The 21,897-nt window shown below is 43.6% G+C and carries 22 protein-coding genes; 7 read left to right on the top strand and 15 right to left on the bottom strand.

Annotated elements, in window-relative coordinates:
- Window positions 1-102 precede the first annotated feature (102 nt).
- Window positions 103-636 carry an outer membrane protein assembly factor BamE gene (locus tag VQ643_RS05890; protein ID WP_414198392.1) on the bottom strand — a complete coding sequence of 178 codons (534 nt, stop codon included), beginning with the start codon at window positions 634-636 and terminating at the stop codon, window positions 103-105.
- A 93-nt stretch (window positions 637-729) separates the two neighbouring features.
- Here VQ643_RS05890 and fur point away from each other — a divergent pair, with 93 nt between their 5' ends.
- Window positions 730-1,137: a ferric iron uptake transcriptional regulator gene (gene fur / locus VQ643_RS05885; protein ID WP_414198391.1), complete on the top strand. Its 408-nt coding sequence runs from the start codon at window positions 730-732 to the stop codon at window positions 1,135-1,137.
- A 60-nt stretch (window positions 1,138-1,197) separates the two neighbouring features.
- On the opposite strand, the gene VQ643_RS05880 is transcribed toward fur, so the two are convergent.
- The 9 genes from VQ643_RS05880 to yaaA form a co-directional block, all read right to left on the bottom strand.
- Window positions 1,198-2,004 carry a polyphosphate kinase 2 family protein gene (locus VQ643_RS05880; protein WP_414198389.1) on the bottom strand — a complete coding sequence of 269 codons (807 nt, stop codon included), beginning with the start codon at window positions 2,002-2,004 and terminating at the stop codon, window positions 1,198-1,200.
- A gap of 1 nt (window position 2,005) precedes the next feature.
- Window positions 2,006-3,013 (bottom strand): nucleoid-associated protein YejK, encoded by a 1,008-nt coding sequence (gene yejK, locus VQ643_RS05875; protein ID WP_414198387.1) that lies wholly within the window; start codon window positions 3,011-3,013, stop codon window positions 2,006-2,008.
- A gap of 16 nt (window positions 3,014-3,029) precedes the next feature.
- Complete coding sequence (locus VQ643_RS05870) at window positions 3,030-3,620, bottom strand: IMPACT family protein (RefSeq protein ID WP_414198385.1); 591 nt, start codon at window positions 3,618-3,620, stop codon at window positions 3,030-3,032.
- Complete coding sequence (locus VQ643_RS05865) at window positions 3,617-4,954, bottom strand: TAXI family TRAP transporter solute-binding subunit (RefSeq protein ID WP_414198383.1); 1,338 nt, start codon at window positions 4,952-4,954, stop codon at window positions 3,617-3,619. The genes VQ643_RS05870 and VQ643_RS05865 overlap by 4 nt, the downstream gene beginning before the upstream one ends.
- A 24-nt stretch (window positions 4,955-4,978) precedes the next feature.
- A complete protein-coding gene (locus VQ643_RS05860) occupies window positions 4,979-6,307 on the bottom strand; it encodes a sigma-54-dependent transcriptional regulator (protein ID WP_414198381.1) in 1,329 nt (442 codons plus the stop codon).
- 3 nt (window positions 6,308-6,310) lie between these two features.
- Window positions 6,311-9,286, bottom strand: coding sequence for a sodium:solute symporter family transporter (locus VQ643_RS05855; RefSeq protein ID WP_414198379.1), 2,976 nt, complete (start codon window positions 9,284-9,286; stop codon window positions 6,311-6,313).
- A complete protein-coding gene (locus VQ643_RS05850) occupies window positions 9,276-9,452 on the bottom strand; it encodes a hypothetical protein (protein ID WP_414198378.1) in 177 nt (58 codons plus the stop codon). The genes VQ643_RS05855 and VQ643_RS05850 overlap by 11 nt, the downstream gene beginning before the upstream one ends.
- Window positions 9,453-9,521: 69 nt before the next feature.
- Complete coding sequence (locus VQ643_RS05845; RefSeq protein WP_414198376.1) at window positions 9,522-9,983, bottom strand: multidrug transporter; 462 nt, start codon at window positions 9,981-9,983, stop codon at window positions 9,522-9,524.
- A gap of 2 nt (window positions 9,984-9,985) precedes the next feature.
- Window positions 9,986-10,762, bottom strand: coding sequence for a peroxide stress protein YaaA (gene yaaA, locus VQ643_RS05840; RefSeq protein ID WP_414198374.1), 777 nt, complete (start codon window positions 10,760-10,762; stop codon window positions 9,986-9,988).
- Between the two features lie 169 nt (window positions 10,763-10,931).
- On the opposite strand from yaaA, the gene pbpC reads away from it, so the two are divergent.
- The 4 genes from pbpC (at window position 10,932) to VQ643_RS05820 (ending at window position 15,461) form a co-directional block, all read left to right on the top strand.
- The gene (gene pbpC / locus VQ643_RS05835; protein ID WP_414198373.1) at window positions 10,932-13,262 is read left to right on the top strand and encodes a peptidoglycan glycosyltransferase PbpC; all 2,331 of its coding nucleotides are present in this window, start codon (window positions 10,932-10,934) and stop codon (window positions 13,260-13,262) included.
- Between the two features lie 151 nt (window positions 13,263-13,413).
- The gene (locus VQ643_RS05830) at window positions 13,414-13,920 is read left to right on the top strand and encodes a methylated-DNA--[protein]-cysteine S-methyltransferase (RefSeq protein WP_414198372.1); all 507 of its coding nucleotides are present in this window, start codon (window positions 13,414-13,416) and stop codon (window positions 13,918-13,920) included.
- A 202-nt stretch (window positions 13,921-14,122) separates the two neighbouring features.
- The gene (locus tag VQ643_RS05825; RefSeq protein WP_414198371.1) at window positions 14,123-15,010 is read left to right on the top strand and encodes a DNA-3-methyladenine glycosylase family protein; all 888 of its coding nucleotides are present in this window, start codon (window positions 14,123-14,125) and stop codon (window positions 15,008-15,010) included.
- 256 nt (window positions 15,011-15,266) lie between these two features.
- A complete protein-coding gene (locus tag VQ643_RS05820; protein ID WP_414198370.1) occupies window positions 15,267-15,461 on the top strand; it encodes a hypothetical protein in 195 nt (64 codons plus the stop codon).
- 176 nt (window positions 15,462-15,637) lie between these two features.
- Here VQ643_RS05820 and phrB read toward each other — a convergent pair whose 3' ends face one another.
- The 4 genes from phrB to VQ643_RS05800 form a co-directional block, all read right to left on the bottom strand.
- On the bottom strand, window positions 15,638-17,041 hold the full coding sequence (gene phrB / locus VQ643_RS05815; protein ID WP_414198368.1) for a deoxyribodipyrimidine photo-lyase: 1,404 nt from the start codon (window positions 17,039-17,041) through the stop codon (window positions 15,638-15,640).
- A gap of 10 nt (window positions 17,042-17,051) precedes the next feature.
- Complete coding sequence (locus VQ643_RS05810) at window positions 17,052-17,975, bottom strand: DUF523 and DUF1722 domain-containing protein (RefSeq protein WP_414198366.1); 924 nt, start codon at window positions 17,973-17,975, stop codon at window positions 17,052-17,054.
- Window positions 17,976-17,977: 2 nt separating this feature from the next.
- Entirely contained in the window at window positions 17,978-18,655 is a 678-nt protein-coding gene (locus VQ643_RS05805) for an endonuclease (protein ID WP_414198481.1), read from the bottom strand.
- Window positions 18,656-18,978: 323 nt separating this feature from the next.
- The gene (locus VQ643_RS05800; RefSeq protein WP_414198364.1) at window positions 18,979-20,184 is read right to left on the bottom strand and encodes a multidrug effflux MFS transporter; all 1,206 of its coding nucleotides are present in this window, start codon (window positions 20,182-20,184) and stop codon (window positions 18,979-18,981) included.
- A 221-nt stretch (window positions 20,185-20,405) separates the two neighbouring features.
- Between VQ643_RS05800 and VQ643_RS05795 the strand changes: the two genes are divergently transcribed.
- Together VQ643_RS05795 and VQ643_RS05790 are read left to right on the top strand one after the other, a co-directional pair.
- Entirely contained in the window at window positions 20,406-20,648 is a 243-nt protein-coding gene (locus VQ643_RS05795; protein WP_414198362.1) for a hypothetical protein, read from the top strand.
- Window positions 20,614-20,937, top strand: coding sequence for a low molecular weight protein tyrosine phosphatase family protein (locus tag VQ643_RS05790; protein ID WP_414198360.1), 324 nt, complete (start codon window positions 20,614-20,616; stop codon window positions 20,935-20,937). Before VQ643_RS05795 ends, VQ643_RS05790 begins: the two co-directional genes overlap by 35 nt.
- 1 nt (window position 20,938) lies before the next feature.
- Here VQ643_RS05790 and VQ643_RS05785 read toward each other — a convergent pair whose 3' ends face one another.
- Window positions 20,939-21,808: an MBL fold metallo-hydrolase gene (locus VQ643_RS05785; protein WP_414198359.1), complete on the bottom strand. Its 870-nt coding sequence runs from the start codon at window positions 21,806-21,808 to the stop codon at window positions 20,939-20,941.
- Window positions 21,809-21,897 lie beyond the last annotated feature (89 nt).

Below are 21,897 nucleotides of genomic sequence, written 5' to 3'. Positions count from 1 at the left end.
TTTTATAAAAAACTCTTTAGATTAAACCTATTACTTTTGCTTAATAGCGCACAGTCCCATTACTAGCAACAGGCTATGTTGCTAGCAGGGATTCTGATTGTATTACTCAATTGATCGTGGCGTAGGTGTGGCTTCTTGTTGGGTGCTATCAAGTTCTTCTTGTAACTGCTTTTCTAGCTCGCCAGCAGGCGTAGCAGGCTGTTTAGGCTGCTGTGTTGGCTCAGATAAAGGCTCTTGATTTACACCAGCAGGAAAGCTAGTTACACCAGACTCAGCGCCTAAAATAGCTTCGTCACGGCTTACACCTGGCTTAAAGTCCCCCCCCAGCGCAATTAACCGATCATTGGAGTCAAACAATAAGCTAATGCGTTCTTGTTGGCGTTTTTTATTGCCTAACTGAATGCTATAGATGTAGTCCCAGCGGCGAGTGTTAAAGGTGTCACTGACTAACGGTGAACCCATAATGTAACGAACCTGTGGCATAGTCATGCCTGGGCGTAATTGGTCTACCATATCTTGAGTAACTACGTTACCCTGTTGGATATCAACTTTATACACACCGGGGAATGAACAACCGGTTAATGCAAGTAGGCCAGTTAGTGAAAGACAGCATAACAAGTGTTTAGAATTTTGCATCAGCAGCAGACTTCCATTATCTTGGTAACAAATTTGTGTTCATCATACCTGCATTGCAGCGTCCTGCGAAGCGGCATTAGCGAGAAACAAACTATGGCGGAAAATATTGAATTACGTAAAGCGGGTTTAAAGGTAACTTTGCCTCGCGTCAAAATCATGCAAATTCTTGATGCATCTAACCCACGCCACATGAGTGCGGAAGATGTTTACAAGGCATTAATTGATGCTGGCGAAGATGTTGGTTTGGCTACAGTGTATCGCGTATTGACGCAATTTGAAGCAGCGGGCTTGGTCATACGTCACAACTTTGCCGGCGGGCATGCTGTTTTTGAATTAGATGATGGTAAACATCATGACCATATTGTCTGCACAGAAACGGGTGAAGTGATCGAGTTCTTTGACGACGAAATTGAACGTCGTCAGCATGAAATAGTAGAAGCTATGGGCTATGAGTTGTTAGACCATAATCTAGTACTTTATGTGAAAAAAAAGGATAAGTAACAGCTCATAAAAAAGCACTCAATATGAACTATTGAGTGCTTTTTTTAGCATTCGAGTTACCTATAGACGGGTTAAATCCTCTAAGCCAAAAGGCAAGCTTGGCTGTGGCCAGGTGAGTGGAAGTTGCGCAAAGGTTCTATGCAGTAACTGAGCCAGTAATAAATTGCGTAGCCATTTGTTGTCAGATGGAATGATATACCAAGGCTGATCTGTTTTAGCTTTACCTAAAATATCTGCCCAGTTTGTCCTAATTTCCTCAAAACGTTGATGCCCTGCAAGATCGTTACTTGAAATTTTCCAATGTTTTTCAGGGTTAATTAACCGCTGTTCTAGACGACGCTTTTGCTCGTCTTTAGAAATATGTAAATAAACTTTAAGTACATGGTAATTGCGTGCTTTTAACAACAATTCAAACTCATGTAGCTGCTGTAAACGAGCGTCTGCTTGTTCAGCATTAATAAAGCCATCGGCTAGATCGCTGACAACAGCTTCGTAAGGTGTGCGGTTAAATACGCTAATATAGCCTGCAGGTGGAATCTGCTCTTGGTAGCGCTGCAGAAAAGGTTGCTGTAGTTGTACAGCGGTAGGTTTTTGGAAATCGCCCACACGCACGCCTTGAGGGTTTAAACCGCGTAATAAATTACGAATAGCGCCATCTTTACCTGAGCAGTCCGTGCCCTGTAACCAGAGTAGTACTGAATGGCTACGATTAGCCCATAACAGTTGCTGTTGATAATCAAAGCCGTCACGAATTTTTTGCGCTAACTCATCGGCTAAGTTTTTTTCTAGCCCAAAAGTGAGTGCAGGGTCGATGCTGAGATCGGTAAATGTTGTGCACTGATCGAGTAGCTCATTCAGTGATGACATATTATTCCTTGGTGCGTTTAAGTTGATCTTTAAGTTTCGTTGGCAGCTTGTGAATAATCAGCCGATCTGAATCTTCGTCATATTCGACTTTAGAACCGAGTAAATGGGCTTCAAAACTAATGGATAAGCCTTCGGCCCGTCCAGTAAATCGGCGAAATTGAGAGAGTGTTTTCTTATCAGCTGGGATTTTTGGCGATAAACCATAGTCTTTGTGGCGAATGTAATTATAAAAAGCTTGTGGATTTTCTTCGTCCAATACTTCAGATAACTCATCTAATTGCATAGGTTTACCTAGACGGGTTTGAGTATTGGCATAGTCTACTAGTGCATCTGTTTTTTCCTTAGCTTGCTCTTCAGCAAGATCTTCGTCTTCTACGAAATCACTAAAGGCTTTAAGTAAGGTGCGTGTTTCATTGGGAGCATCTACACCTTCTTGGCAACCAATAAAATCACGGAAGTAATCAGAGACTTTCTTGCCATTTTTACCTTTAATAAAGGAAATATACTGTTTTGATTGCTGGTTATTTTGCCATTCTGAAAGGTTGATACGTGCCGCTAAATGAAGTTGTGAAAAGTCAAGATGCTTTGCAGTTTGGATAGCGAGTTGATCAGTCACACTCACACCTTGTGAATGATGTAGTAGAGCAATAGTGAGATATTGCGTCATACCTTGCTGAAAGTGTGCAAATAATACATGGCCACCTACTGAGAGGTTAGAAGCTTCCATTAGAGTTTTTAACTGCTCTGTTGCTTGTTGGCTAAAGCTCACAAAGTCTTGTTGATCTTTAACGTAGTTATCTAGCCATTGGCTAAAAGGGTAAGCAGTTTGATCTGGCTGGAAGTAGCCCCATACTTTGCTAGGCTTAGCGTTATAGCTTTCACTTACATCCACCACTAAATTTTCTAAGGCGTCAGTAATAGCTAGGCTTTGTTCGGCCAGTTGGCAACTAGCTGTGTTGCTATCAGGTGTTTTATCAATAAAGTGGACAATACAATGGCGAATAGGCATATCAAACTCAATAGGATTATAGACGAGTAATTTGGCTGCGCCCGCGGGTCAGGTCAGCCAGCAGTTGATTCAATTCATCTAAAACATGGGTTTCAAGGCTGAGTGTTAAATGCACCCCTTGTGCGTTATATGTTTCATGCTCAATGATACAGCCAGCCTGTACTAAACGGTTTTTGCAGCGTTCAATGTCTGCAAAAGTTAAATCGCAATAGGCTGCAATGCGTTGCACTATGGGGGTTAGCTGCGCCTGTTGTAGGCATTTTGTGGCGCCACCGCCATAGGCGCGTGCTAATCCGCCAGTGCCTAGTTTAATGCCGCCATACCAGCGAATAACCAGCACCACCAGATAATCGCAGCTTTGCCCCTCAATGGCAGCCAGTATAGGTCTGCCAGCCGTTCCACTGGGTTCTCCGTCATCATTGAAACGATATTGTTGTTCGCCACACTTCCAAGCCCAGCAATTATGAGTAGCCTCAGCTACGGAGTGCTGGGCAAGAAACTGCATGGCGTCTTGTGGCGTTTGAATCGGTGCCGCTAAGGTGAGAAAGCGGCTTTTCTTAATATCCTCTTCAAAGGATGCGCAGGCGGTTAAGGTAAACTGGTTCATTCACTCACAGGTTGGCTTGACTGTTGCTTAAACTTCTCAAGGCGCTCAATGACGTAGCGCACATGCAAGTGTAACTGGTACAGCTCATGTGTGTAAGAAAGTGGCACTTGCACGCTGGAAAGCTCGTCTTGCAATTTATATAAACGACCTAGTTCGTCATTGATATGTTCTGGCAAGGTGTTGTTATTAAAGCGGCGGTCGACGTTACGCAAGTACTTGTACCAACGGTAGGTGCGCGCTCGAATACGCCAACGGTAGATAGGACCAGCTATTTTAAAGAGCGGGAACATCACCATGATCATAGGAATGACCAAAATAATATAGCGGTCAGCCAAGGAGGCAATTCTAAAGGGTAAAAAGCGTTGTAATAAAGGCAAGCCTTTGGAGTGGAAGTAAGCGGCTTCGTCTAATAATGGGACGCTTTCAGGTGTGGCTTTTGGCCATGTATTGGCATCGTCAATTAGGGTGCCATCTTTCATGACATTTTTTGCTGCTTGTAAAATAAGAGGAGTGATAGCTGGATGGAAGTCCTCATTAGCCACTAATACTGCTGCCGATGCCATGGTTTTAATATTTTTCCGTGGCTCGTTATTAGGCAGATTTAATAAGCCTTCGCTAACATCCACAGTGTCTAAGAAAGGTAAGCGTTTTTGATAGGCGTTGGCGCGTGTAAAATCCATAATGTCCAATTTAGGATGGGCTGCCAGCATTTCAATCAGATTATTTTCAGCTGGGCCCATAAAAAAGGCCGCATCAATTTCTCCATCAATTAATGCTTGAGCTGCCTTTTTACCACTGATTGGCTGCCATGTTTGAGGCAAGCGCACATCATATAATTCGTTAATAGTGAGTAAGGGACCTATGGTTAACCTAGTGCCGCCTGTAGGTGTGCCAATAGCTACTTTGTAGTCACGTAAATCAAGAATATTGTCAACGGCTAAATCCGCACGCTTAAACAGCCAAATAGGTTCTTGAAATAATGCGCCTAAACTATGTAGTTGCTCTTTTTCGTTATCTTTTAATTCAAGCTCTTGTCCACTTTGCATAATACCAAGCTGTACTTTGCTATTTTTAGCCAGTAATTGCTGAATATTTCCACGTGAGCCAGAGGTGTAAACAATGTTTAGCTTAAAGCCTTCTTTAGCCAGTTCGTCTTTTAATTTCTCAGCAAACTGTACATAGGCCCCATCTTCTATGCCCGCCGCAATGGTGGCTGACATCGGTGGCGGTGGGGCAACAAAATAAAAAAGCCCAGTAATTAAACCGCCTAAAATGGGCACCAACCAAAGGTTGGCACGTAGAAAAATGCCTAAATCCTGTAATACGCGTGGCACGTAAAAACTCCTTAAGTTAAGAGGTTATGACTTCTTTGGGCGAGTTATGCCGAAGCGCTGGCGTCGTTCCCATAAACATTTACGGCTGACGCCTAAGTTTTTTGCAAGCTCAGTTTCATTCATGCTGTCTTGATGCTGTAAGACATATTGAGTGAAATACTCTTGCAAAGAGGCGTCTTGCTGGGCATTGCTTTCAGTTGCTTGGTTAATTTCAAGGCTATCTTCGATACCCATTAAGTCCGCTGTAATTTTAGCATCATCACATAAAATCACTGCTCGCTCGATCGCATTTTCAAGCTCCCGCACATTGCCAGGCCATGGGTAGTTTAGCAAGGCATGCTTGGCTGAGTCGGTGAATTGCATAGGTTCTATGCCCATGCGTTTGCAGCGCCGTGCTAATAATACTTTAGCTATCTCGTAAATATCGCCTTCACGCTCGCGTAGAGCGGGTAACTTTAACGCAATAACGTTCAGACGATAGTACAGGTCTTCACGAAATTGACCTTCTTGAGCGAGGGTTTTTAAGTCTCGGTGGGTAGCTGCAATTAAACGTACATCGACTTTTTGCGACTGAACAGAACCTACTCGGCGTATTTCACTTTCCTGCAATACACGTAATAAGCGAGCTTGAGCTTCTAATGGTAGCTCGCCAATTTCATCCAAGAATAAAGTTCCGCCGTTGGCCGCTTCGACTAAACCTGTCCGCGCACTAACAGCACCTGTGAAGGCTCCTTTTTCGTGTCCAAAGAGTTCAGATTCGATTAGGGTTTCGGGAATAGCAGCGCAGTTTACGCAGATCATAGGGCCTTGATTGCGTTTAGATAGTTTATGTAATGCTTGGGCAACTAGCTCTTTACCTGTGCCTGATTCGCCTTGAATTAAGACGTTAGAATCTGTCGGTGCTACTTTACGGATTTTATTAAATAGCGCCAGCATACCAGGACTTTTGCCAATAATTCCCGTATCGTTTTCTACGTCCTCTGCTGGTTGTGCCTGTGCGCTAAGGCTTTTTTGGTTAACAATGCGTTCTATTGCTTGCAGCATTTCATCATGTTCAAAGGGTTTAGCGATGTAATCAACTGCGCCCATTTTCATAATATCCACAGCAGAGCGTAAGCTAGCATAGCTGGTCATAATCAGCACAGGTACAGCGCCAGCGGTTTTTAATATTTCTGTTCCTGGCTCCCCAGGTAAGCGTAGATCGGTGATGATCAGATCAAACTGGCTGGCTTCAAATTGTTGGGCTTGAGCGACAGAGCCTGCTTCACTAACCTGATAACCATGCTTAACAAGTAAACGTTTAAGGGCTAGACGAATAATTTGCTCGTCTTCAACAATTAGAATATGAGGCATTGATTACAACTCTCTTTCAGGCAGATGTGCTAATGACAAATGCGCAGGTGACTCAGTAAAACGGGGTAGTCGAATAATAAAACGTGTGCCTATCTGTAATTCAGTATTGCAGGGGCTTTCAATAAGAACTTGTCCTTGATGCTCCTCGACAATAGAGTAAACCAAAGATAAGCCCAGCCCTGTACCTTGTCCTGGGTCTTTCATGGTAAAAAAAGGCTCAAAAAGGCGCTCACGGTGTTGCTCGGGAATGCCTTTTCCTTCATCCTCAATGATCAACTCTAACCATTGTGCCTGTTCACGGCTTCGAATCCTAATATTACCATTTTCTGGGCTAGCATCTCGTGCGTTACTCAATAAGTTGATTAGCACTTGTTGCAGGCGTTGTTCGCTACCTAATACATAATGTCGTTGCTCACATAGGTTTTGGAACACAACATAGGGTTTATCTTTATTTAATTGCAGTAAGCGAATGGCTGCCAGTGTACTTTGGTAAAGCGAGACGGGAAGATGCGCGCTAGTAGCATCACTTTTGTTGGTAAAGTTCATTAACGATTGAACAATACGTGTTACGCGTTGAGTTTGCTCTAAAATTAATAGGCTGTTCTCAACCAGTTCAGGATCATTGGGATATTCATCGCGCTGGATTTGTGCCAGACAGGCAATACCTGTAATAGGGTTGCCAATTTCATGGGCTACCCCTGCTGCAAGGCGCCCGATCGAGGCAAGGCGCTCAGCATGAATCAAGGTGTCTTCTAAGCGATGTAGCTCAGTAGCATCTTCAAGCATGATGACAACCCCTTTGTTTTCAAGTCTAGCTTGGTGCTCAATTATCGCTTTGTGTAGATTTAACCAGCGTGTTTCGTAGTCGCTTTTAAGTAGGTGTTTATAAATATGATTATCACAAGACTGACTAAACTCCACTAGCAGGCTACGCCAAGGTTCATCAATACTATTTAAACGTGAACCCATTACTCGGCTTGAGCTAATGCCAGTTAAGCGCTCAAGGGCATGATTCCATAATAGAATTTCATTTTCTTTGCTTAAAGAACACACACCCATGGGCAGTTCTTGCAAGGTTTGTCGGTGATGTCGGCGTAACGTATCAAGCTCAGCTGCTAAGCCTGTAAGGCGTGTTTTATAGTCTTCAAAGCGTGACTCAATGGAGTGGATATCTTCGCTCGCATAAGGTTGAGGTTGTTCTAAAAAAGGTAGAAAGCGATTAACAATATCCTGTGCAATACTTGGGCCTAATAGTCCTGAGAGGTTAATTTCTATTTGTTGGCGTAATCGGCGTAAGGCAAAAGGGCGTTGTTCTTCAAATGAGTAGTTTAAGTCATCTAAAGCCCGTTTTATCTCCCGGAGTGCTACATCTGAGCCAAGTGGAATGCCAAGTTGCTGTAAAAACTCATCAACGGATTGATGCTCTAGATTGGTATTTACGCTACGACGCGGGGCGTCAATAGTACATGCTAAGGCTGCTTGTTTTTCTTCAGGAGAAGACTGTGTCAGGCGAGAAACGAGAATAAAAACAGTGCAATTGACCGTGAAGGATAAAATAGCGGCTTTATACCAAGTAATCTGATCCAGTTGATAGGACTGTTCAATCCAAGGTAGTAGTTGTTGACCTAGTGTATCAAACAACGGCAGTAATAAGCCTAAACACCAAACACTTAATCCAGCCACAAGCCCTGCAATAAAGCCTTTGCGATTAGCTTTAGGCCAGTAAAGCACAGCTAGAGTTGCGGGTAAAAATTGCAAGGTCCCCGTAAAAGCAACCAAACCTAGGCGTGAAAGGTTGTGTTCTTGATTCACTACTAAAAAAATAAGATAAGCCGCTAGTACTAATGCAAGTACTAGAGCGCGGCGCATCCACTTAATCCAACGGTAAATATTGCTGGCAGAAGCCGGTTGATACAATGGCAATACAAGATGATTTAGCGCCATACCAGATAAGGCTAGAATTAGCACAATAATAACCCCGCTAGAGGCAGATAACCCACCTAAATAGGCCAACAGAGCCAGCTTTTCATTATTGAGATGAATGCCTAGCGTTAGGGTATAAAAATCAGGAGATGAAGGAATGTTAAGCGCTATTCCAGCCCACAAAATAACAGGAATAGGTAAGCTCATCAGTAGAAGAAATAGAGGCAACCCCCAGCTGGCGCTACGCATGGATTTTGCGCGTAGATTCTCAGTAAAGGCCATGTGATACATATGTGGCATCACTAACGCAGAGGCAAAAAAGAGTAATAATAGTGTGCGCCAAGGGCCGTCTTCGACGGGCGAGCGAAGCTGCTGTAGTTGTTCATGGTGATTATCCAGCCACAGATCTAAGCCTTCTAAGCCACCAAATACCTCAACTAAAACGTAGCCACCAATAAAAAGTAATGCAATAAGTTTAAGTAAAGATTCAAAGGCAATGGCAAATACAAAGCTTTGATGTTTTTGCCGTGAAGCAATATGGCGTGCGCCAAATAGCATGGTAAAGAGTGCAATAATAATGCAGAAAGCTAATGCTATAAGCTGTTGAGAAGGGTTGCCACTGAGTATGCCTATGCTGTCTGAGACAGCTTGAATTTGCAGCACTAGCAACGGTAATGAGGAGAAAATCATTCCAACAGTGGTTAATGCTCCCGCCCAATTACTGCGAAAACGAAATGCAAATAAGTCGGCTAAAGAAGATAGCTGATAAGCGTGAGTTAGGCGCAAAATAGGGGAAAGTAGCACTGGCGCTAATAAAAAAGCGCCTGAAATCCCTAGATAGATGGTCAGGAACGCAAAACCAAACTGATGTGCCATGCCAACTGAACCATAAAAAGCCCAAGCGCTGGCGTAAACACCTAAGGATAAGGTGTAAACCAATGGGTGACTCATCAATTTTTGCGGAATGTAGCCGCGCTCAGCAACCCACGCAACGGCAAAGAGTAAGAGTAGATAGCCAATGCTGATAATAATAAGTTGCGTCAGGCTAAAGCTCATCAAGATCTTTCTCGCTTTGCAGTACAAAGGTGACAACAATTAAAATCAGCCAAAGCAAATAAGGGCGATACCATGCGCCATCAGCGGCCACCCACCATTGCATAATGGCAGGTGAGAATAGATAAATCCCAACGACTAAAATAAGAACTAAGCGATAGATATACATGCTCAGGCTCAAGGCTAATTTGCTTTTGATACTACCTAAGCGTTTGCTCTAGTGCTACTCATACTATCGCTATAGGAATTTACCGTTGCGGTTTTCAGCTTTAAACACGAGGCTAACAGCGCTATAGCCTGCACGAAGAGGTGGCACTTCAAGACAGGTTGTCCACTGAGCATTAGGTGCGAGCAGTTGCTCAGCAGAATAACGAGGGTTGGGATGAACAGGTTGGGCAACATTTAATGTGCTGTTGGGGCGATAGGCCGCAATACTCCAGCTTAACTGGCTTAGGCTGTGCTTGTGTGTATTGTGTAAAGTAACAGCTAAGGGCGTTTGTTTGCCGCATTGTTCAGGCTGATAATCAATAGTTAACAGCAGCTCATTGAGCGCTTGCGCCGTTTTATTTTGTTGCAAAGCAATGGCCGTGGCTAAACTGATAAATACACCTAGCAAGACACACAGAATAATAATTGTCTGCTTAGGGTATCTAAACAATAACGCAAAAATCGCAGCAGGCAACAACGCAGGCGGTAGCATAGTTACTCCTGAGTATCACGTAAAAAGACCAGCTTGCTGGCGCTGGAGTCTTTTTCGCTAAAATAATAGCCTTCGCTGTTAAAAGCCTTTACTTGCTCAATATCCGTAAGCTGATTTTGAATAACATAGCGCGCCATTAATCCACGTGCTTTTTTGGCATAAAAACTAATGATTTTATAGTGCCTATTTTTTTCATCTTTAAATTCAGTATCGATAATACGGCCTTTAAATTGGGCTGTTTTTACTGCTGAGAAATATTCATTTGAAGCTAGGTTAAGTAGCGTATCATCACCTTGCTCTGCTAAGGCTTGATTTAACCATTGTGTAATTTGCTCGCCCCAAAACTCATACAGGTTTTTTCCTTTGTGATTGGCAAACTTGGTGCCCATTTCTAGGCGGTAGGGTTGCATCAAATCAAGTGGACGCAATAAGCCATACAAACCTGACAGCATACGCAAATGCTGTTGAGCAAAAGTAAAATCAGCGGCACTAAAGCTCTCAGCATCTAGCCCTGTATAAACATCACCTTTAAAAGCTAAAATTGCTTGCTTGGCGTTTTCAGGGGTAAAGGGTTGCGACCATTGTGCAAAACGTGCAGCATTTAATCCTGCTAGTTTGTCAGATAGCTTCATTAACTGGGCAATATCTTGTGGGCTTAATGCTTTAAGTTGATCAATTAACTGTTGAGAATGCTCAAGAAATTGTGGCTGGCTGTATTCGTCTGTTACAGCTTTAGTGGTGTAATCTAATGTTTTTGCAGGCGAAATAACCATTAACATAACGCGCATCTCCAAACAAATTTCTACTATTGTAGGCAAGCTTAGGCTGCTTGAGAACCAAAAGCATGGCTAAATATATTTATTAGCTTAATAGACTTTATTGTTGTAATTAAGGTCATAGTCCACACTCAGTCTTTTTATCCCTTCCACCTAGCAACAGAGAACGAATGTGCAACGACTTTTAAAATGGCTTAAGCGCCTAGCTGTCACTTGTGTTGTGCTTATTAGCGTATTTTTCTTAGCCGACTGGATAGATCCTCTACCTATGCCAGAGGATGATATGGCGCGCGTGGTGCTAGCCGAAGATGGCACACCATTGTGGCGCTTTGCAGATGAAAATGGTGTGTGGCGTTATAGCGTTAAGCTAGATGAGGTATCGCCACTCTATATTGATGCGGTTCTAACCTATGAAGACCGTTGGTTTTATGAGCATCCTGGAATTAATCCTGTTGCGCTAATAAGAGCTACCTGGCAAAACTTAACAGGCGGGCAAATTGTCTCAGGCGGCAGTACCTTATCAATGCAGGTGGCCCGTTTGCTTGACCCTCATCCACGTACTTTTAAAGGCAAGATAAAACAAGCGTGGCGTACCATTCAGCTTGAATGGCATTACTCAAAAGATGAAATTTTGCAGCTTTACCTTAATCGCGCACCTTTTGGCGGTACCTTAGAGGGTGTGGCTGCCGCGAGTTGGTCTTATTTAGGGAAATCACCGAAAGAACTTACGCCATCTGAAGCCGCTTTATTAGCGGTATTACCACAAGCTCCTAGCCGTTTACGTCCCGACCGACATCCTGAGCGAGCGCAAAGTGCGCGTGACAAAGTGCTTGATCGTTTAGCCGAGTTTAATGTTTGGAGTGCTGACAGCGTGCGCGAGGCTAAAGAAGACATTGTTATGCTGGCACCACGCAATGAGCCGCAGTTAGCACCTTTGTTAGCGCGTCGTCTGAATATCAAAGGTGCAGGTGAGCGTATTCACACCACAATAGATGCCAATTTACAGCGCCGCTTAGAAGATATGTTGTTAGCATGGAGTGTGCGTTTGCCCAAACAAACTTCCGCAGCTATTTTAGTGGTTGACCATCAAAGCCTTGCTGTTCAAGCCTATTTAGGTTCAGTCAATATTGAGGATGATCAGCGTTTTGGGCATGTGGATATGGTCAGTTCTATACGTTCTCCTGGTTCGACTTTAAAACCATTTTTATACGGCTTGGCGTTAGATGAAGGGCTGATTCATTCAGAGTCATTACTGCAAGATGTCCCTTTGCAAGGAGAATATCGGCCTGCTAATTTTTCACGGGGATTTATAGGGCCTGTATCTGTGAGCAGTGCTTTAGGCATGTCACTTAATGTGCCTGTGGTGCAGCTATTAAGTGTATATGGACCCAAACGCTTTAGCGCAGAACTACGCAGAGCAGGAATTCAACTGTATTTTAATCAAGGAGCAGAGCCGAATTTAGCTGTGATTCTAGGCGGTGTTGGCATGCGTTTAGAACATTTGGTTTCAGCTTATACTGCTTTTGGGCGCCAAGGAAACGTAGGCAAGTTACGCTTTAAAGTGGCTGATCCTTTAGTTGAAAAACCACTTTTGAGCGCCTCAAGCGCATGGATTATTCGTCGTATTATGTCGGGGCAGGCGCGTCCTGATATTGATCCTAACGCTAACCTTATTCAACGCCAGCCTTTAGCGTGGAAAACAGGCACTAGCTATGGTTTTCGTGATGCTTGGGCAATTGGTGTCAGCGATAGGTACGTTATTGGTATTTGGATTGGTAGGCCTGATGGAACACCTGTGCCTGGGCAGTTTGGGCTCTCATCAGCCACACCTTTGTTATTGCAGGTGCACGATATGTTAAGCCTGCGTGATCAGCAGCTTAACTTGCCGTTGATTGGTGATCCTAAACCAGCAGGTGTCAATGTGGCTGTTATTTGTTGGCCACAAGGGCAGGTGCTCAGTAAGGATGACCCGAATTGCCGGCGCACGCGTTTTGCATGGACAGTGGATAACACAGTTCCGCCTACACTATTAGCGGATCAGCAAAACTTACTACAGCCATTAACACAAACTATTTGGCTGAATCAGCAGAACTTACGTGTAGATGCTAGCTGTGCTGGCGCGCGTGCAGAGCAAATTACGCTTTGGCCTTCAGCATTAGAACCTTGGTTGCCAGTAAAAGAGCGGCGTAGCGCACGTATGCCAGCACTAGACCCAAAATGCCCACCGCTACAGCCGGAGCTAACTGAAACGCCTATTATTTTAGGCGTCACAGAACAAGCACATTTGCAGCGCCCGAAAAGTATTGATGAAGACTTAAGCATTGAATTTACTGTGCAAGGTGGCGCAGGCAATAAATGGTGGTTTCTCAATGGTGTCAGTGTAGGGCAAAGCGCAGAAGGCGAAAGCTTTAAGTATCAATTCACTGACTCTGGTAAATACCAGCTAATTATGCTTGATGAAATAGGGCAGATAGCCAAGTTGGAGTTTTTTGTTGATAACTAAGGCCATACTTTGTGGCTGATTGAGTGCCTATAAAAGCTATTGCTAAAAATCAATTGGCGCAGCAGTTGTGCGCTTTTAGCGTGGTATCTGTGCTAATCTCAAAAGAATAGATTGTGTTTAAATAGATAGTAAATGCTCTAAGGATTTTCTTATGCAAACAGCAGTATATGACTACTTTCGTAATGCGTTAGGTGTCGTTGGGGTGGCGCTGACTGAGCAAGGAATCTGTGCTATTGCTCTGGCAGATAATGAAGAGCAAGTACTCATTGAGTTACAGCGTTTGTGTCCTTATTTAGAATTTAAACGCGATGTTAAAAAACCTAAAAAAGCGCTTAAAGATGTACAGCGTTTTTTACTTGAGCAAGTCTATAGCGATCTGCCATTAGATATACAGGGCACGGAATTTCAAAAGCAAGTGTGGCAGGCGTTAATTGATATTCCAGCAGGGGAAACTCGTAGTTATAAGCAAATTGCCCAGCAACTAGGCCGCCCTAGGGCTTCCCGGGCGGTAGCTAATGCTTGTGGCGCTAATAAAATATCGCTACTGATTCCTTGTCACCGAGCAGTACACAGCAACGGCAGCATTGCTGGCTTTGGTTGGGGGGAAGATCGAAAACGTATTTTGTTAGCCAATGAAGCTGGCAGCATACTGTCATAAAATCTTGGACCTTGTGTGCGCAGGCAATCACCACGATAGCCGCTATAAGGCGGTATAAGAAAAGTGCTGAGTTTTTCTTAGATGGCGCCATTAGTGATACGAAAACACCCTGAAAACAGAGTGCTGCATAGCTAGTTGCTTGTGATAGATGCTAGACACTTAACCGATAAAATACGGCCAGATAGGCTAGGTAATATGGCGTATGCATCAATTAGAATTGATATTTAACTTGCCTAAGTTGTATGACCAAGCGGCAATTTTACAATTTCATCAACGTGACAACCAAGCTGTTGCAGAGTTATCTTTGCCTAATGGCTTTGCCAAGGGCTTTATGTGGCAAGCGCAGGCCATGGTGGTTGAAGTGCGCTACCAAACAGATAAGGTAAACTGCCTTTTTTTGAGTGAACAAGCACTGCCAGCAAAACAAGCATTGCAGCAATGGGCAGAGCACTTTTTAGGATTAAAGCAAGCTGTTGCAGCTTTTGTTGCAAACTATCAAACACATACTGATTTGGCTAAGTTATTTGCAAAAAAATCAGCATTGTCTGTAGCTCAAGCAGCAACCCCTTTTGAAGCAGTAACCTGGGCTATTATGGGACAGCAAGTAAGCGTACACGCAGCAGTCGCTATGCGACGTAAGCTTATTCAACAGCTGGGCCAGCAGCATGCTTATGGTTTGTATTGTTATCCTAATCCGCAACAGTTGGCCCATTTGAGTGAAGATCAAGCACGGGCTTGTGGATTGTCCTCTGCTAAATATCAAGCGTTACAAGCACTGGTAAATGAAATTCAACAAGGTCGACTAAGTTTAGCATTAAATGATTTTAAGGCAGATCCCTCTTTGTTAATGCAGCAGCTGTTAGCTATTAAGGGCATTGGGCCATGGACTGTTAATTACACATTAATGCGCGGTTTTGCATACTTTGATGGCTCTTTACATGGTGATTTAGCCGTGCGGCGCAATCTGGCTAAATTACAAGGCAAAGATAATATCAGTGCCAAAGAAGCAGAACAGTGGTTAGCTAATTTTCAACATAAAGCCTTGGCGGCAGCCTATTTATGGGCCATGGAAGCCGACGAAGGATACTAATTGTTCCATTCTCGAGTTAACTCACCTCATTTGGCTTAGCTAATTTTTCTTGTACTAGCGCCTTAAACTATAACCAAACGGGTATTTTTTAAGGAGAAAAAGGATGCAAACGCCTGCAGGTTACACAGCAACAGCTAAGTGGTTGCATTGGTTGATTGCTGGTATCTGGTGAAGTGTTTGGGGCTTGGGCTTGCTGGCTGTATATGCAGGTGATTAGCTTAATCCTGACCATGAGTTAACCATTTGGCACAAGTCATTGGCTATTACTCTTGTAGTATTAGTACCTGTGCGAATTCTGCGGCGGTTAACAGATGCTGCGCCTGAGCTACTTCAGTCCGTTAGCCTATTTATGCAAAGAGCGGCTAAGCTAGGGCATTTGGCTATTTATGTGTTTGCCTTGGTTTTACTCCCGCTTTCTGGTTGGTTTTGGCGTTCCGTAGCAGTTTTTTAGCCCATGCTAATGGCACCTAATCTAGAGTGTTATACGCTGGCTAAATGGTGGCATGTAGGCTCTGACATGGCTGTGTGGCGCTATGATTACAGGGCATATTCTAATGGCGTTCAAACACAAGTTTATAGACAAAGATGCTGTGCTGGAAAACATCTGGCCTTGTCAAAAAAAATTAGTTAAATAGCTTTGAAGGCTTGCATAACACGTTCACGACTAAAGGCTAGATCTACTATAGGTTGAGGATAATTTAACCGCTGTCGCTCAGTAGTGGAAGGCTGGTGAATAGACTTATCGCTTAGACTAGCTAGCTCAGGAAGCCAATGGCGAATAAAGGTTCCTTTAGGATCAAACCGTTGGGACTGGGTGATGGGGTTGAATAAGCGAAAGTAAGGCACACTATCTGTGCCAGTGGATGCCGACCACTGCCAACCACCATTGTTAGCGGCAAACTCTCCATCGACTAAATGCTGCATAAACCAATGCTCACCAGCGCGCCAATTGATCAGTAAATTTTTACTTAGAAACATGGCGGTTACCATACGTAGGCGATTATGCATCCAACCGGTGGCTTTAAGTTGACGCATGGCCGCGTCAACTAGAGGAAACCCTGTATTGCCCGTTTGCCAAGCAGCAAGCTCATCGGGCGCTTGCCGCCATTGTATAAATTGGGTTTTATCACGGAAGGGGTAGCCTCGACTTAACTTCGGGTGCCCTTGCAAAATGTGATGATAAAACTCGCGCCAGAGTAATTCATTAATCCAGCATAAAACACCTTGCTCACCACTGAATAGCTCACCTTGGTTGGCGAATAAGGCACTACGTAAGCACTGGCGAATAGAAAGTACGCCACTATTTAAATAGGCGCTTAACCGGCTTGTACCTTGTAATGCTGGAAAATCACGTTGCTCGTGGTAGCTGTATATTTCACTGGTGGTGAATTGTTCGAGTTGTTGTTGAGCATAAGCCTCACCAGCAGGATAGCTAGCTGCTATTTCCGTCGCTACAGATAGCTGTGCTAGCGTGTTAGTGAGGTTTTTACCGTGTAACTTAATAGGTGCTTGGGGGGTGACAGCCCTTTGTGATTCTACTAAATCCGTCTGTATGCGTTTTAAGCACGCTTTTTTAAACTGACTGAAAACCTGAAAGTAATCACCTTTTTGTGTTACTAGAGTGCCAGGCTTAAACAGCAAGTGGTCTTGGTAAGCGTGAAAAGCTATGCCCTGTTGTGCTAGCGAGTCGGCACAGTTTTTATCACGTGTTTGTTCGTTTAATGGGCTTTCTTGGTTGCAGTGCACCTGAGTAATTTTTAGTTGCAAACAGAATTCAGTCAATTTTTCAGGGATCTGATGCCATCTGTCTACTTCAAGCACTATAAGCGGAATATTTAGTGCGCTTAGCGATTCTTGTAATAGCTGTAGGTTGCGTAGCTGAAAGTCAATTTTAGCTGGCGCATCTTTATGTAATTGCCATTGCTGTAGGCTGATAAAGTAGATAGCTAGGCAGCTACCTTGCTGGCGCGCTTGGCTAAGAGCGGTATTATCAGCAATGCGTAAGTCATTCCGAAACCAAACAAGTTGCATGAGTGAGTCCTCATTCTTGGTATAGGTTATAAATAACCTCTGGCATATACAGATAAAACTGCTTGGCTAAATAAGGGTGCGGATAGCTTAATTGCAGTTGGCGTAAGTGATCAATAGCTTGCGCTAAACTGCATTGTTGTTGATGAAAAGCTTGTAGCTGCGTATGTACTGCTTGACGTTCACTAGCGGTCAAGAAGTTTTTAAAATAACCAGCAATATGCAGTAAGCCGTTGTAGTGCTGGCCTCTAGTAGTAGGTTTTTGTAAAGCACTAATAAGTTGATTGACATAGCTTATATCAGAAAAGTCAGGTTTGGAAAGCTGTTTGCCAAGCTGCTTATAAATTGCATTGTCACTGACCATTAGTTGGTATTTATACTTAGCATGTAAGGCTTGCCATTGGGCTGTTGTAGCTGTTTGCTGAAGTAACAGTTGGCAATCTTGTAACGCAAAGGCCGCTGTTAGAAAAGCAGCTAGCTGAGTTTTGTCGGCTAATTGTTGTTCTTCTATGAGGGGTAAATAAAGGCGCTGCGCCTGTAATCCTTGAGTAAAAGCACCAGTGCCTAATGTTAGACTGCCATCGAGTTGCTTTATTGTGCTGCTGTAAAGTCCACAAGAAGGGGATTTTTGCATCAAAATAAAGCCGCAAAGCTTGGGGTGGGTTGTTAGTACATGCTGAGCATATTGATGAAGTGCGGGTGCAAAGTCGTGGTTATTAGGGTTATGGACACTGACAACGGCTATACCATCAGCCCTTTGTTCTAGCTGGATTGGTGGGCGTGGAACGCCTAAGCCAATGGCCATTTCAGGACAAAATGATTGCAAGTTAATATGCTGACTTAACTGCTCTATGCAGTAGCTACTGGCTTTGTCGCGCCCATCGTAGCGAACTTTTTGTCCCATTAAACAGGCGCTAATCCCTAATGTTAATGACATGGCTAGCCCTTTTTATTACAGAGGCTTAAGTCTACTTCTGAAACATAAGGGTTGCCATTGCCTTGTACACAAGCGTTTTGTTGATTACGCCAAAGTTCCCACTCTGTTACAGGGTATTTTCCGTGCCACGCCTTATAAAGCTTACTGTCAGCACTGGATAAATTAATTCCATAACGCTGGCTCATATACAAATAAGCGCGAGCAATAGTGCCGCGAGTATAGTCAGGCGGCATAGCTTTGCGCCCTTGAAAATCAATGACAAAGCGGCATTTGCCATATTGCCAATCTTGCTCACGCTTAGGCGGAGCTAACATGGCAAAACGGAAGTTACTGCGATCGCCGTTTACTTCGCCTACCACAGGTACCAGGTTATGCAAATCAGCTTCTGCTAGACTGAACCTAGCGTCTGTTTCGGAGCAGCGCTTGCGCCCGCCATCTTTCCAACATTGAAGGTTATGCCCAATATTCCAGGCTGGGACAATATGTTCCCATTCTAGGCGTGCTGCACGCTTAGGCTGTTTACGTGGTTTGTAACCGCAACTAGCCAAATCAATTTCACTGCCTGAATAGCGACAGCCGCAGTAAAAATCAATAGGTTTTTCAGCATAGATTTTACGTGCAGCATATTTGGCTTGATTGAAATTTCTAGGCGCTTTGGGATTAGCTGGAGTGATCTTTATTTCTGCTTGTTCAGATTTAGGTGTATCAGGTGTTGGCGCGGTTTTAGAAGGGCTAATTTGCGCAAGCACTTGGTCAATTTCAAGATAGCGCGCAATTTCGTTTAAACCTGGGATATCAGGCTTGACCAGTAGAACAAGTAAAAAAATAAGTAGGGCAGAGGCTTGAATCATTAATTTAGCCGGCGTTGTTAAGCCTAGCTTGCTAAAAGGTTTAAATGGTCGGCGCACAGTGTTATCAAAAATAGTTAAATTAAGATGAATAAGTTTAACTGAAATAGGCTTAGGAAACTAAGCCTAACTCGTTGTTTTAAAGTAGAACTAGATTAGCTATTGCTTGGGCCGATACGTTGTGCCATCACACTAAATACTAAAGCTAATAGGCCACAGACCATCATTGCACTAGGTATGATAGCTATGCTCAGTGGAAATTTACCGACAATAAAGCTAATTCCAGCCGCCAAAGTAAATTGCAGCATACCCATCAGCGCCGAAGCAATGCCAATATATTCACCGGCTTTTGACATGGTCATTGCCACTAAATTACTGGAAATAAAGCCTAACATAGAGATATTTAGCGCTAGTAATCCCATGTAGCTCCAGCGGTTAACAAGATCAGCATAAGAGAGCGCCATTGAGACAGCAGCAATAACAATATAACCAACTAAACCTAATACCAGAATGCGATAAGGTTGGTAGCGTTTGAGTAAGCGCACGTTGAGTAAACTGGCCGATACACTAATGAACGCATTACCTGCAAAAATAATTGAAAATGCTTGCTCACTAAAGCCAAAGTGCTTAATAAATACCAAAGGTGCGTTGCCAATATAGCTAAAAAGAGCCCCTAAGTTTAAGCAGGTGGCGAGCGTGAAAAGCATGAAAGCAGGGCTTGTGCATTGGCGTGCATAGCCGCGGAACGTATTTTTTAGATTGAGTGGAAGGCGTTTTTCCGGCTGTAATGTTTCGGGTAAATAAGGCAAGCTAAATGCAATGCAAATAATACCTACAAGCGCCATACTCCAGAAAATAATATGCCAATCGCCAAAGTTTAAGAGAATCCCGCCTAAGATGGGTGCTGTAATAGGTGCAATAATAGTGATTTGCATCAGCAGTGCTAGTAAACGCGCTGAGCTTGCTAAGTCACTGGTATCACGAATCATGGCACGAGGAACTACCGCACCAGCCGCAGCGCCCATACCTTGTAAAAAGCGTGCAGCTAATAGCAATTCAAAACTTTTAGTGTTTGCTGCAATTAGTGAGCCTATAACGAAAATAACAGTGCCAATAATCAACGGCATGCGTCGTCCATAACGGTCAAGAATAGGGCCGTAAAAACCTTGTCCAATACCAATACCAATTAAAAATACACTGAGGGTATATTGCATTTGTGCATCAGTGACTTTTAAGTCAGCAATAATGGCAGGGAAGGCAGGCAGATTCATATCAATAGCTGTTGCAATCAAGGCACTGAGCGCAGCTAATAGAAAGACAATACCAAGGCTAAGCGAGGTAACCGGAGCTTTTTGAGTCATTATTTAAAAACCATGAGTTATGCCTTAACGGTATATAAGGCGTAGCGCTGGAGGCAAGCTATGCTAACACATTGAATGCTTTATGTTGCTGTAATCACAGACTACTTAACAATTTTACAGCTCGTGTTTAGGGGCTGTTGCGGTATTTTGTGCATTTTTATACACTCTCGTTTCTTGTGTTATCGCGGCTGCTGAACCCGATTAACATAAGGAAATTCACTATGTCGAATTCACGAAGTTTAGCGTGGCGCCGTTATCAAGATGTATTGCATAAAGGTAATGGCATGGGCAGTGCAGCTTTGTTTAAAGCTGAAAAAAACTGGAAAATGCTGTACTTGCGTTCAGATAAAGTAAAGCGTGGCAAGCAGCTAGGTTTTACTTATCCTATTCAAAGCCCGCAACGTGTTTTAAATGAAGCTTGGGATGCCTATGAAACAGAAGCTGCTTTTTATTTGCAGTCGTAATAAATGGCGCAGCCCTACTGCTGAGGATGTGTGGCGTAACCTAGGTTACGCCACACGATCAGCGGGTACTAGCCGTGATGCAGTAAATCCAGTGAGCCTTGAGGACTTACGCTGGGCAGAGCATATTTTTGTCATGGAAGTTAAACACCGCCAGCGTTTATTAGCGGCTTATGCTCGTGTTTTAGCGCATAAACCGCTACATGTGTTACATATTCCAGACAATTATCAGTATCAAGATCCTGCCTTAGTTAACTTGCTCAAGCAAAAGGTGGAACCTTTTTTGCGTTAACTTACTGCCATTGCATTTCGCCGGTTAGCACTTTGGCACTAAGTTCTAGGCTTTCAACTCCACCTAATTGTGGATAGTGCCGTTTCATGCGTTCTATGAAGGTTGCCGCCTTAGGTTGGTCAGCTAAAGCTGCTTCAGCGTGTTGTAAATAATTTTGCATAAAGTCCAATGCTTCGTTTGCATTAGGTCGTACACCATTAAAGTGGCTGGGGATCACTTGCTCAGGCTTTAGCTGGGCAAGTTGCTGTAATTGCTGGCGCCATGTATCACGGCTAGCCTTACTGGCGGTATCTGCCAGCCAAACATGCCCACCTGTTTCAACTAAAATACCAGCAAAGGCTGTTTTTAAACTAGGCATCCATAATATGTTACGTTCTGGTGTTTGGCTGTCAGTACCAAGGATTTCAATGATTTGACCTTCAAACTCTAGCTGATTAGCTGTTAATGCGGTAGGTACTATTAAACGCTTAGGAGCATATTCAGCCAAAGCAGGTGCCCAAGTGGTGAGTTTGTGATCTTTGGTTGCTTTAATGTGTGCTACCACAGCCGGCGTAGCTAGTACTTGAGCTTGCGGATAAGCCTGAGTAATAGTGTCTAGGCCAAAGTAGAAATCAGGGTCACCATTGCTAATGAAAATTCGTTTTAAGGGTTTGCCTGTAGCTTGGATTTTTTCGACTAATGCCTGTGCATCTTTACTAGAAAACTGAGCATCAACTAAAAGCACTTCATGCTGGCCAATAATTAGCTCTGAGGTTACAGGAAAAATGGCATCATCGGCGGCTTTAAATACTTCAATACGCGCTTCCTGTGCCCAACTTGAATGGGCAGCAAAAAGGCTGGTAAACAGAAATGCTTTGCTGAATGTGTTCATTATTAACACCTGTGAATGAGTCAGTAAAATCAAGTTTACAGGCTTGACCTTGATGAAAAAGCCGCTTATTAGTGTTTTATTTGTTGCAT

The organism is Pseudomonas sp. F1_0610 (genome assembly GCF_047470865.1).
GTDB lineage: Bacteria > Pseudomonadota > Gammaproteobacteria > Pseudomonadales > Pseudomonadaceae > JAZDRH01.
This window is presented reverse-complemented; position numbering and strand designations above follow the sequence as displayed.